The organism is Flavobacterium franklandianum (assembly GCF_007097365.1).
In the GTDB taxonomy this organism is placed as follows: domain Bacteria; phylum Bacteroidota; class Bacteroidia; order Flavobacteriales; family Flavobacteriaceae; genus Flavobacterium; species Flavobacterium franklandianum.
Map to the genome: position 1 here is coordinate 69,769 of NZ_VJZR01000003.1, position 13,231 is coordinate 82,999.

9 protein-coding genes are annotated in these 13,231 nt (G+C 34.7%); all 9 read left to right on the plus strand.

Annotated elements, in window-relative coordinates; genetic code table 11:
- Window positions 1-82 precede the first annotated feature (82 nt).
- The 9 genes from FNW17_RS05080 to FNW17_RS05120 all read left to right on the plus strand — a co-directional run bounded on the left by FNW17_RS05080 (window position 83) and on the right by FNW17_RS05120 (window position 13,187).
- Window positions 83-2,305: an NADP-dependent isocitrate dehydrogenase gene (locus FNW17_RS05080; protein ID WP_144071049.1), complete on the plus strand. Its 2,223-nt coding sequence runs from the start codon at window positions 83-85 to the stop codon at window positions 2,303-2,305.
- Window positions 2,306-2,436: 131 nt separating this feature from the next.
- Window positions 2,437-4,839, plus strand: coding sequence for a TonB-dependent receptor (locus FNW17_RS05085; RefSeq protein WP_143390010.1), 2,403 nt, complete (start codon window positions 2,437-2,439; stop codon window positions 4,837-4,839).
- Window positions 4,840-4,843: 4 nt separating this feature from the next.
- Window positions 4,844-5,665 (plus strand): DUF4249 domain-containing protein, encoded by an 822-nt coding sequence (locus FNW17_RS05090; protein WP_144071050.1) that lies wholly within the window; start codon window positions 4,844-4,846, stop codon window positions 5,663-5,665.
- Window positions 5,666-5,966: 301 nt separating this feature from the next.
- Window positions 5,967-6,629: a thiamine diphosphokinase gene (locus FNW17_RS05095; protein WP_143390008.1), complete on the plus strand. Its 663-nt coding sequence runs from the start codon at window positions 5,967-5,969 to the stop codon at window positions 6,627-6,629.
- A 192-nt stretch (window positions 6,630-6,821) separates the two neighbouring features.
- The gene (gene rlmF, locus FNW17_RS05100) at window positions 6,822-7,784 is read left to right on the plus strand and encodes a 23S rRNA (adenine(1618)-N(6))-methyltransferase RlmF (protein WP_143390007.1); all 963 of its coding nucleotides are present in this window, start codon (window positions 6,822-6,824) and stop codon (window positions 7,782-7,784) included.
- A 141-nt stretch (window positions 7,785-7,925) separates the two neighbouring features.
- Complete coding sequence (locus tag FNW17_RS05105) at window positions 7,926-8,048, plus strand: RlmF-related methyltransferase (RefSeq protein WP_394344363.1); 123 nt, start codon at window positions 7,926-7,928, stop codon at window positions 8,046-8,048.
- Window positions 8,049-8,257: 209 nt separating this feature from the next.
- A complete protein-coding gene (uvrB, locus tag FNW17_RS05110) occupies window positions 8,258-10,249 on the plus strand; it encodes an excinuclease ABC subunit UvrB (protein ID WP_144071051.1) in 1,992 nt (663 codons plus the stop codon).
- Window positions 10,250-10,437: 188 nt separating this feature from the next.
- Window positions 10,438-12,795 (plus strand): sensor histidine kinase, encoded by a 2,358-nt coding sequence (locus FNW17_RS05115; RefSeq protein WP_144071052.1) that lies wholly within the window; start codon window positions 10,438-10,440, stop codon window positions 12,793-12,795.
- Window positions 12,792-13,187, plus strand: a complete 396-nt coding sequence (locus tag FNW17_RS05120; protein ID WP_143390004.1) for a response regulator — start codon at window positions 12,792-12,794, stop codon at window positions 13,185-13,187. Before FNW17_RS05115 ends, FNW17_RS05120 begins: the two co-directional genes overlap by 4 nt.
- Window positions 13,188-13,231: the final 44 nt, after the last annotated feature.

A 13,231-nucleotide genomic window follows, 5' to 3' on the forward strand; every position in this document is an offset into this window, starting at 1 on the left:
AAATCAAGGTGTTTTTCCATTTACGAAAACGTTTTTCTTACATTTGTAACCCAAAATAAATATTAAAAAAATTTTTATTAAAATGTCAACGAAATCTAAAATTTTTTACACTCTTACAGACGAGGCACCTTTACTGGCTACTTATTCATTTTTACCAATTGTTCAAGCATTTACTGCAACTTCAAATATTGAAATTGAAACTAGAGATATTTCTCTTGCGGGAAGAATTTTATCCAACTTTCCTGAGTTTTTGAAAGAAGACCAAAAAGTAGTAGATTCTTTATCAGAATTAGGTCAATTAGCCAACACTCCGGAAGCCAACATAATTAAATTACCCAATGTTTCTGCATCAGTACCACAATTAAAAACAGCTATTGCAGAATTGCAATCTCACGGTTATGCGGTTCCAAATTTCCCTGATGAACCTGCAAACGACGAAGAGGTAGTAATTAAAGCCAAATATTCAAAAGTTTTAGGATCGGCTGTGAATCCAGTTTTACGTGAAGGAAACTCGGATCGTAGAGCACCAAAAGCAATTAAAAATTATGCCAAAGCAAACCCACATTCAATGGGAGCTTGGTCATCTGAATCAAAAACAAAAGTCGCTTCGATGGAAACTGGCGATTTTTACGGAAGTGAAAAATCAGTTACACTTACAGATGCTACAGATGTAAAAATAGAATTCATTTCGAATGATGGGGCAACGACCGTTTTGAAAGCGAGTACTCCATTAAAAGTTGGCGAAATCATTGATAGTTCGGTAATGAACCTCAACGCTTTGAAAAGTTTTGTTGCCAAAACGATCAAAGAAGCTAAAGAACAAAACGTATTGCTTTCGGTTCACCTGAAAGCTACAATGATGAAAGTTTCCGATCCAATTATTTTTGGAGCTGTTGTTGAAGTATATTTTGCAGCAGTTTTCGAAAAATACGTTGCCTTATTCGATGAATTAAACGTTGATACTAGAAATGGTTTGGGTGATGTGTATGCAAAAATTGCAGGACATCCAATGCAAACTGAAGTGGAAGCAGCAATAAACCAAGCTATCGAAAGCGGTCCAGCATTGGCAATGGTAAATTCAGATAAAGGAATTACCAATCTTCAAGTTCCATCGGATGTAATTGTAGATGCTTCAATGCCAGCTATGATTCGTACTTCGGGACAGATGTTCAATAAGGACGGAAAGCAACAAGACACGATTGCCATTATACCAGACCGATGTTATTCTGGAATTTATACCGCTACTATCGATTTTTGCAAAAAACACGGAGCATTTGACCCAACCACAATGGGAAGCGTTCCAAATGTAGGTTTGATGGCTCAAAAAGCGGAAGAATACGGTTCTCACGATAAAACTTTTCAAATTATTGCAGACGGAGTTGTTCGTGTTGTTGATGCTAATGGAAATGTTTTAATGGAACAATCTGTTGAAGCTAAAGATATTTTTAGAATGTGCCAAGTCAAAGATGCTCCAATTCAAGACTGGGTAAAACTAGCTGTAAACAGAGCAAGATTATCAAATACTCCGGCAGTATTTTGGTTGGACGAAAATAGAGCTCACGACAGAGCATTAATTGAAAAAGTAACTCAATATTTAAAAGATTACGATACAACAGGTTTAGACATTCGAATCCTAAATCCTATCGAAGCTACCAAATTTACATTAGAAAGAATCATAAAAGGATTGGATACCATTTCGGTTTCAGGTAACGTATTGCGTGATTATTTAACCGATTTATTCCCAATTCTTGAAGTGGGAACTTCTGCAAAAATGTTATCTATCGTTCCGTTAATGAACGGTGGTGGTTTGTTTGAAACAGGCGCTGGTGGATCTGCTCCAAAACACGTGCAACAATTTTTAGAAGAAGGTTATTTGCGTTGGGATTCGCTTGGAGAGTTTTTGGCATTGGGTGCTTCATTAGAATACATCGGACAAACACTAAACAATACAAAAGCTATTGTTCTAGCCGAAACACTCGATGTTGCAACTGAAAAATTCTTGGCCAACGATAAATCTCCATCACGTAAATTGGGAGAAATTGACAACCGAGGTTCTCATTTTTACTTGGCTATGTATTGGGCTGAAGCTTTGGGAGCGCAAGATAATGACGCCGAACTTAAAACAATATTCGCTCCAATAGCTGTTGAGTTTTTTGCAAATGAAGCTAAAATCAATGCCGAATTAATAGGAACTCAAGGTAAGCCACAAATTCTTGGTGGTTATTACCAGCCTAATCCTGAATTGACCAGCAAGGCAATGCGTCCTAGCGAAACATTCAATTCTATATTGGCAAAAATCGCTTAATACGATAGTATTTATCTATTATATTTTGAAAGACAACTGGAAACGGTTGTCTTTTTTATTTGCAAAACTTTAACATTTGTTTAAAAAAAATTCACTACAATTTAACCAAATTTGTACATTAAAATTTTAGTATGAACTCAAACAAAATTGTTGGTTTTTTTCTGTTTTTTTTAATAACACTTTCTTCATTTTCTCAAGAAACTATCACAATAGAATCAGCTAAGCAAAAATTCACCATCAGCGGAACGATTTCTGATTCGAACAATAATGAAACTTTAATTGGTGTAAATGTGTCTATTCTTGAACTAAAAACAGGCGTTACAACCAATGAATATGGGTTTTATTCAATAACGTTGCCCAAAGGGAATTATACGTTGCAAATCGCTTATTTAGGTTTTCAAACTATTGAAGAAAAAATTGAATTATCACAAAACTTCAAAAAAAATTTCAAACTTCAAAGCGCTGAACAACAATTAAAAGAAGTTGTAGTTACGAGCAATAAAAAAAGCACCAACATCAAATCTCCCGAGATGAGCGTTAACAAACTCACAATGGCCACCATCAAAAAAATGCCTGTGGTTTTGGGTGAAGCGGATATTTTAAAATCAATATTATTGCTTCCCGGTGTTACAAGTGCGGGCGAAGGACAATCAGGTTTTAATGTGCGTGGAGGTGGAGCAGACCAGAATTTAGTTTTATTAGATGAAGCAACCATTTTCAATTCCTCACACGTTTTTGGTTTTTTTTCCGTGTTCAATCCCGACGCCATCAAGGATTTAAAACTATACAAAGGTGGAATTCCAGCTCGTTACGGTGGAAGAGCATCTTCGGTTTTAGATATTTACCAAAAAGAAGGAAATAGTAATTCCTTTCATATGAATGGGGGAATTGGTCTTATTTCTAGTCGCTTATTGGCCGAAGGTCCGATTGTAAAAGACAAAGGTTCTTTCCTTATTGGAGGTCGTACTTCCTATGCTCACTTGTTTCTTAAATTGTCTGACAACGAAAATTCTGCCTCTTTTTATGATTTAAACGCCAAGTTAAATTACAAATTAAACGATAACAATAGCTTGTATATTTCTGGTTATTTTGGAAGAGATTTTTTTAATATCAGCAAAGAATTCGAAAATACCTACGGAAACAGTACCTTCAATTTACGTTGGAATCATCTGTTTTCAGAGCGATTGTTTTCTAATGTTTCCGCTATTTTTAGTGATTATTATTATGGCTTAACACTTTCGTCTGTTGGTTTTGATTGGCAATCGAGTATTAAAAACTTCAATTTGAAGTACGATTTTAAATACTATATGAATGACAAAATAAAATTGAACTTTGGTTTAAATTCCATTTATTACATATTCAATCCTGGAACTATCGAACCAATTGATGAATATTCCAGCATCAATTTCAGACAATTAGACAAAAAAAATGCTTTCGAACCTTCTGTTTATTTAGAAGCAGAGCATCAAGCTTCACAAAAGTTATCCTTTTTATATGGGTTGCGCTTTAGTATGTTTTATCGATTAGGAACTTCTACAGTCAATTTATACCAAAATAATCAAGCGGTAACTTACAATGACCAACTCAAAATTTACGAAAAAGCAATTCAAATTGGTTCCAAAACGTACGGCTATAATGAGGTAATTACTTCCTTTTCGAATCTAGAGCCTCGTTTTTCAAGCTCTTATGTTTTAGATGAAAAATCTTCATTTAAAGCAAGTTATAATCGAATGGTACAATATTTACAATTGGTTTCGAATACGGCATCACCAACTCCGCTAGATATCTGGACACCAAGCGACCAATACATTCAACCCCAAATTGCCGATCAAGTGGCTATTGGTTATTTTAGAAACTTCAAAAATGATATGTATTCTATGGAAATCGAAAGTTTTTATAAAAAAATAAAAAACAGAATTGATTACATAGATGGTGCCGATTTAATTGCCAACAATGCTATTGAACAAGTGGTGCTTAACGGACAATTAAGAGCTTACGGTCTAGAATTTATGCTTCGTAAAAACTTTGGAAAACTTAATGGTTGGGTAGCCTATACTTTATCCAATTCAGAGCAACAAACTCCCGGCAGAACTCCTAACGAACTAGGAATCAATAGCGGAAATTGGTATAAAACAGGCTTTCACAAATTGCATAATTTAGCGGTAACAACCAATTATAGTTTGAATCAAAAATGGGAATTTGCAGGGAATTTCATTCTACAATCAGGCCAACCGGTAACTTTCCCGAACGGTCAATATGAATACCAAGGAATCACTATTCCTAGTTATGGTGGTAGAAACGAAGACAACTTACCGATATACCATCACTTAGATTTGTCGGCGACATACACACCTAAACCCGATAAAACAAAAGGCTGGCAAGGCGAATGGGTGTTTAGTGTTTACAACATTTACAATCGAAAAAATGCGGCATCTATCAGTTTCAGAGAAAACCAAACCTCAGGTGCAAACGAAGCTGTGAAATTGTCCATTTTTGGAGCAGTTCCGTCAGTAAGTTATAATTTCAAATTCTAAAATCATGAAAATCACTAAATATATAGCATTAATCATTGTTACTTTAATCTTCATAAGTTGTGAAGAAGTTATCAATGTCGATTTGAATACTGCTGCACCTAGATTAGTTATTGATGCCGCCATTAATTGGCAAAAAGGGACTACTGGGGCGGAACAAAAAATAATTTTATCTACCACAACTGATTTTTACAGCAATGTGATTCCTAAAATTTCTGGAGCTAGTGTTTCTGTAAAAAGCAATAAAAACTTAAATTATATATTTTCAGAAATTCCAAATACAGGCAAATATGTTTGTAATAATTTCAAACCTATACTTGGCGAAACCTACACATTGACCGTCATCTATAGAGGAGAAACCTACACTGCAACAGAAACAATGCAATCCGTGACCCCAATTTTGTCTATTTCTCAAAAAAATAATGGAGGCTTTTCGGGTAAAGACTATGAAATTCAAGTTTCGTTCCAAGATCCAATGGATAAAAATTTCTATCTGGTAAAATTCTTTCCAGACATTTATAAAACCCCAAGTTATAGTATTTTAAAAGATGAATTCACCAACGGAAATCTAAAATCGTGGCAATTTAGTGATGAAGATTTAAAACTAGGAACTAAGATCGACATTGCCCATTACGGAGTTTCGGAATTGTATTACAATTATGTTAATAAAATCATTTCCATTTCGAATAGTTCGGGTGGTGGAAGTCCATTTCAAACACCTCCAGCAACTGTTAGAGGTAATATTGTCAATCAAAACGATGTGAATAATTACGCATTAGGTTTTTTCTCCTTAAGCGAAGTCGATGGTAGAGATTATGTTATCCAATAAGGAGACATTCCAGCCAAACATCGTAAGTCCTCTTTTAAGTAAATTTTTTTCTAAGCCTCAAAAAATATTTTTGGTTTCCCTCTCCTTTGGAGATAAGCTAGGGCGAGGAGTCGCTCATGGGACAAGAAAAATTAGTTTTTGCACTCTGGTATTATCAATGCTTTCTGGGTTAGTGATTTCAGATTTCAGAGGTTAAATTTTAGATTTTTACATACATTTACAAAAAATCTAAATTCTATACTCCATTTTCTATTATTGTAACCTCTAATCTTTATCTCTAACTTCTAACCACTAACCTCAAATGTCTTCACACCATATCGTTCGCGATGACCAAGAACCGGCTTTAATCATTGCCAACGGCGCTTCCTGTAACTCTGAATTATTGGGACAATTACTCGAATGGTCGCCATTGGTTATAGTCTTAGATTCTGCAATGGAACGTGTTTTGGATTTAGGTATAAAAGTAGATGTTTTGCTTGGCGATTTCGACCGAGGTTTTGACCCCAATTATTACAAGGAAAAACAATATCCATTAGAAATTGTTCACACGCCTGACCAAAATAAAACCGATTTAGAGAAAGCTTTTGATTATCTTATAGAAAGAAAAATTCCTGCCGTCAATGTGGTTTGGGCAACCGGAAAACGTGCCGATCACACTATAACCAATATCACTAACATCGCTCGATATCGAGATTTATTAAAAATCGTAGTACTCGACGACCATTCAAAAGTGTTTTTATTACCCAAAAAATACGAAAAATGGTATCCTGCCAATACAACAATTTCGTTAATTCCAATTGGTCATGTAACAGGAATTCATTCCAAGAATTTGTTTTATCCATTGGAAAATGATAGTCTAACAATTGGTTACAGAACCGGAAGCAGCAACCACGTCAAAGCAGACGGAATCGTAATTATAGAACATGACCAAGGCGATTTAATGCTGATGGAATGCTGGGATTAAGGCACAAAAATAATTTTAAAATTTGTCAATTTTATTAAATCAAGACTCAAAAATGGCTTGATTTTTTTTTAGCTGATTAGCCATTTTTCAAAAAAATTAAATTAACCAATTATTTAACTTCTAAATAACTAATAATAAACACATGGCAAAATTGAATTTTGTACCTTTGCACCCAATTTTACAAATTAAAAGATGTCTAAAACGATTATCGAAAAAACCAATTTACATCCCAGAAATCAACACCGATTAGGATATAATTTTGAAGCATTAAGTACCGTTTGCCCCGAACTTCAACAATTTGTTGCCATCAACGAACACAATATTGAAACTATTGATTTCAGTAATCCTCAAGCTGTTAAAGCACTCAACAAAGCCTTGTTAATTGCCGATTACGACATCCAGAATTGGGATATTCCCGAAAATTATCTTTGTCCGCCCATTCCAGGTCGTGTCGATTACATTCATTATATTGCTGATTTATTGGCTTCAAACAACAACGGAATTATTCCCGAAGGCGAAAACGTACAAGTATTGGATATAGGCATCGGTGCGAATTGTATTTATCCCATATTAGGAAATTCTGTTTACGGTTGGTCATTTGTTGGAACAGAAATCGACGAAAAAGCCATTCAAAACTGCAAAAAAATAATTGAAGATAATCCTCGATTAATGGATGCTATCAGCTTGCAATTGCAAACCGAATCGCGTTTTATTTTCAAGAACATCATCACGCCCGAAGATCGATTTTCGCTCACGATTTGCAATCCGCCGTTTCATAACTCCCAAGATGAAGCCACGAAATCATCCATTCGCAAAGTCAACAACCTCGAAAGTACAAGGACGACGAAGCCTGTTCTAAATTTTGGTGGACAAAATGCCGAATTATGGTGCGAAGGTGGTGAATTGGGTTTCATCACCCAAATGATTTTCGAAAGTGCCAAATACCCAATGCAATGCCTATGGTTCACGACCTTAGTTTCCAAAAAAGAGAATCTTTCCAGCCTATACAAAACCTTGAACAAAGTAAATGTCGTGGAAGTAAAAACCATAGATATGGCACAAGGTCAGAAAACTAGCCGAATACTGGCGTGGACTTTCCAATCGGAAGCGCAACAGAAGAATTGGAAGTTTGAACTGGAAAAACAAGTTTTTTAGATCCGGCCACTCCGCAAAGTCTCCTATTTTGAGGTAGTGACTTTCGGTTTCCAACCGATTTTGTTTTAGATTACTTTAATTTTATGTCAGTCACAGACTGATGAACACATCCTCAAAGTCGGAGACTTTGCGGAGCGAGTCGTGGAAGTAAAAACCATAGATATGGCACAAGGTCAGAAAACTAGCCGAATACTGGCGTGGACTTTCCAATCGGAAGCGCAACAGAAGAATTGGAAGTTTGAACTGGAAAAACAAGTTTTTTAGATCCGGCCACTCCGCAAAGTCTCCGACTTTGAGGTAGTGACTTTCGGTTTTCAACCGATTTTGTTTTAGATTATTTTAATTTCTATGCCAGTCACAGACTGATGAACACATCCTCAAAGTCGGAGACTTTGCGGAGCGAAAGTTTTAAATTCCCCTAAACTCTTTATTCAGGATTTCCTTTGTAACTTTGTACTTCTGAACACAAGTAAATGAAATTCCAAGTAGTATCCGATTACCAACCCAAAGGCGACCAACCCCAAGCTATTGAAAAATTAACTCAAGGCATTGAAGCAGGCGAACGTTATCAAACTTTATTAGGCGTAACGGGTTCGGGAAAAACGTTTACCGTCGCCAATGTCATTGAGGAAGTGCAAAAGCCAACTTTGATTTTGGCACACAACAAAACCTTGGCGGCGCAATTATACTCCGAATTCAAGCAATTTTTCCCGAATAATGCCGTAGAATATTTCGTTTCTTACTACGATTATTACCAGCCGGAAGCTTTTATGCCTGTTTCTGGAGTGTTTATCGAAAAGGATTTATCTATCAACGAAGAGTTGGAGAAAATGCGTTTGAGCACCACTTCTTCTCTACTTTCTGGACGAAGAGATATTATTGTGGTGGCATCGGTTTCTTGTATTTATGGGATTGGAAATCCCGTAGAGTTTCAGAAGAATGTGATTGCGATTGAGAAAAATCAAGTCATTTCAAGAACCAAATTACTTCACACTTTGGTTCAAAGTTTATATTCCAGAACCGAAGCCGATTTCAATCCAGGAAATTTTAGAATTAAAGGAGACACACTCGAAGTTTATCCAAGTTATGCCGACGATGCCTACCGAATCCATTTTTTTGGGGACGAAATTGAAGAAATTGAAAGCTTTGATTTGAAAACGTCCAAAGTCATCGAGCGAATGGAACAACTCACCATTTATCCAGCAAATATGTTCGTGACTTCGCCCGACACTTTGCAAAGTGCGATTTGGGAAATCCAACAAGATTTGGTCAAACAAGTGGATTATTTCAAGGAAACAGGCAAACATCTGGAAGCCAAAAGACTCGAAGAACGCACCAATTTCGATTTGGAAATGATTCGGGAATTGGGTTATTGCTCTGGAATTGAAAACTATTCCCGTTACCTTGACGGTCGAGATGCCGGAACAAGACCCTTTTGTTTATTGGATTATTTCCCAAAAGATTATTTGATGGTCGTTGACGAAAGTCACGTCACACTTTCGCAAGTGCACGCGATGTATGGTGGCGATCGCTCTCGAAAAGAAAATCTGGTCGAATATGGTTTCCGACTTCCCGCAGCGATGGACAACCGTCCGTTGAAGTTTGAGGAATTTGAAGCGATGCAAAACCAAGTAATATATGTCTCGGCAACGCCAGCGGATTATGAATTGCAAAAATGCGACGGTGTTTACATAGAACAAGTCATTCGTCCAACGGGTTTATTGGATCCAATTATTGAAATCCGTCCAAGTTTGAATCAAATTGACGATTTAATTGAAGAAATTCAAACACGAGCCGAAATAGATGAACGTGTTTTGGTGACTACTTTAACCAAAAGAATGGCCGAAGAATTGGCAAAATACTTAGATAAAGTAGGCATTCGTTGCCGTTACATCCATTCGGATGTGGATACTTTGGAACGCATCGAAATTATGCAGGATTTGAGAAAAGGAATATTTGATGTATTAATTGGTGTAAATTTATTGCGTGAAGGATTAGATTTACCCGAAGTTTCCTTGGTTGCCATTCTCGATGCCGACAAAGAAGGTTTTTTGAGAAGCCATCGTTCATTAACCCAAACCATAGGTCGCGCCGCAAGAAACTTGAATGGAAAAGCGATTATGTATGCCGACAAAATTACGGCAAGTATGCAAAAAACCATCGACGAAACCAATTACCGCAGAACGAAACAAATTAATTTCAACAGTGCCAATAATCAAGTTCCACAGGCTTTAAACAAAAAAATAGAAAGTGCCTTTACCAATAATAAATTGGTAGAATTCGAATTGGGTCACACTTTGAACACAGCAGCTGAACCAAGCACCGAATATCTTTCGAAACCTGAAATCGAAAAACGGATTCGTGAAAAACGAAAAGCTATGGAAAAAGCTGCAAAAGATTTAGATTTTATGCAAGCGGCTAAGTTGAGAGATGCGATTAAAGCCTTGCAGGAGCAATTGGCATAAACATTATATAATTCTGAAAAAGAAAGAACTAGGTTTAAATCATGGCGTTTATTTAATAATTCCTTCATTTTTTAAAATAAAAAAAACATCAAACTTAAAATCCGTTTCTAATAAAATTTTGTTAAGTTTACCAATTGAATACATAAAATAATCGGTCCCAAGCCTTTTAAACTTATAAAACCTACTAAATGAAAAATGAAAAAAGCTGGGCTATTTTCACAAATTGGCTTGCAGTAAGGTCAAAAATAACTGGATTTTTACTGTTCTTAATTCTTAGCATTGGCGTTATTTCTGTAAGTTTTCTTCGCAATCATATTGAGAGAGAAGACGAACGTTATGAAATGGATCTCCTTTTGGATGATGCGCATCAAAACATAGAGCAATCTCTAAAAAACTGTTACACCACGACTGTTTCTCTAGCTTTGACTCTTAACAACGATGGTATCCCTCAAAATTTTGATACTATTAGTAAACAACTTATAAAATCAAATCCTCTAGTTAGTGCTGTTCAGTTAATGCCGAATGGAATTATCAAATATATCTACCCTATGAAAGGGAATGAAGCGGCGATGAATTTGAATATTTTAGAAACTGAAGATCTTAAGAAAGAGGCTCAAAAGTCTATTAAAACCCATAAAATTTTTTTTGCTGGTCCTTTACAATTAAAACAAGGAGGAATTGGCATTGTAGGCAGACTTCCTATTTACCATAAAAATACGTTTTGGGGATTCTCGGCAGTTGTTATCAAACTAGAAACTTTATTAAAGACTACTGGAATTAATTCTTTTAATCATCCCAAATATTATTTTCAAATTTCAAAGAAAAATCTCATTACATCCAAAGAACAATTTTTTCTTCCTTTAAAAAGAGATTTCTCAAAAAATTATTACATATCGCAATCTATTTCTGATAGCAACTGGAAACTCTATTTAGTTGCAAAAAAAACATATACAGTTTACCCACAAATTCTACTTAGAGCTATTTTTGGCTTAATTATAGCGATGCTGTTTGGGATTTTAACTTCCAAATTATTGAAAAAACCTGAGGAATTGGGTTTGTTATTAAAAATACAAGAAGAAAAACTCTTAAAAAATGAATTAAAGTTTAAGACCATTTTTGATCAAGCTACAATAGGTTTTGTAATTATTGATGCCAATTCTGGTGATTTTTTAGAAGCCAACACCAGATACTGTAATATATTGGGTTTTACATTAGAAGAGATTAAAAAGAAAGGAGTTCAGAGCATAACCCATCCTGATGATGTGGACAAATTAGCATTAAATTTAAAAAAAATTAACACTGGTGAAATTACAGAGTATTTCTCTGAAAAAAGAACTCTTACTAAATCCGGCAACTATATTTGGATAAGTTTGACTATTTCTCCTCTTTGGGAAGCCAATGAAAAACCAACAACTTATATTGCTTTCATTAAAGACATTACAAAAAGGAGAGAGGCGGATTCATTAATTAAAAAAAGTCAAGCTAAATTCAAATCACTTATTGATACAATCGATGGAATTGTTTGGGAATATGATCTGGAAACGAAAACTTCTACATTTATTAGCAAAAAAATAGAAAGTATTTTGGGATATTCTGTCGATGAATATTCTGGAAGTCCTGATTTTTGGGAAGATCATATTCATCCTGAGGATCGGGAATTTGCCATATCCTTATCTGCCAAGGAAAATAAAAGCTACGATAATCGAAATTTTGAATATCGAATGATTGATAAGAATGGAAAAATAATTTGGATAAGAGATATGCTAAATTTTGTATATGAAAATAAAAAACCAGTAATTTCAAGAGGTATTATGATTGATATTACCATAATGAAAGAAGCCGAAAATGACTTGAATAACTCCCTACAAATAGTTACAGAGCAGAACAAAAGACTTTTGAATTTTTCCCATATTGTTTCTCATAACTTAAGATCTCATACCAGCAATATTGAATCTATTATTTATTTACTAGAATCGGCAGAGTCAGAAGACGAACGAAAGGAGATGATGCAGCTACTGAAATCCGTTTCCAATTCATTGGACGAAACAATGGAACACCTGAACGAAGTTGTAAATATAAATACAAACATCAATTTGGTTACAAAACCATTATATTTGAACAATTATGTCAATAAGGCAAAAGATATTCTTTCTGAGCAGATACAATTAAACGATGTTACTTTTATCACAAACATTCCAGATGATGTGATGATAAACTATAATTCAGCATACCTTGAGAGTATTATTTATAATTTAATTTCGAATGCAATTCGTTATAAAAATCCCGAACGAAAACTAATAATAACGATAAATCTGTACAAAGAAAATGATATTGACGTATTCGAAATTATAGATAATGGGATAGGAATCGATTTAGCAAGGAATGGGGACAAGATTTTTGGGATGTACAAAACCTTTAGTAATAATAGTGATTCTAGAGGAATTGGACTGTTTATTACAAAAAATCAAATAGATGCTATGGGCGGAACCATAACTGTAGATAGTGAACTCAATGTAGGATCAACATTTAAAATCTATATCAAATGAACAAAAAAATTATCTGGATTATAGACGATGATGTAATATACCAAACCATCATCAATAAATTGATACAAAAATCGGGAGTGTTTTCTACACATTCTTCTTTTATGAATGGGAAAGAGGCGATAACTACATTAAATAATATATTGGAAATTCATAAAGAATATATTCCTGATATTATTTTATTGGACATCAATATGCCTGTTATGGATGGTTGGGAGTTTATGGAAGAAATTAAAAGGATAAAATCTAAAATTCATAAAAAAATTATTATATACATAGTAAGTTCATCTATAGCCATTGAGGATAAAAATAAATCAAAAACCTTTATTGATATTATTGGTTATATACCAAAACCTATTTCAGTAGATGATTTAATCGCTATTGTTTCAAACTAATAACGACTGGAAAAGCAGCATATTCTAATTGTTTACAGAAAATC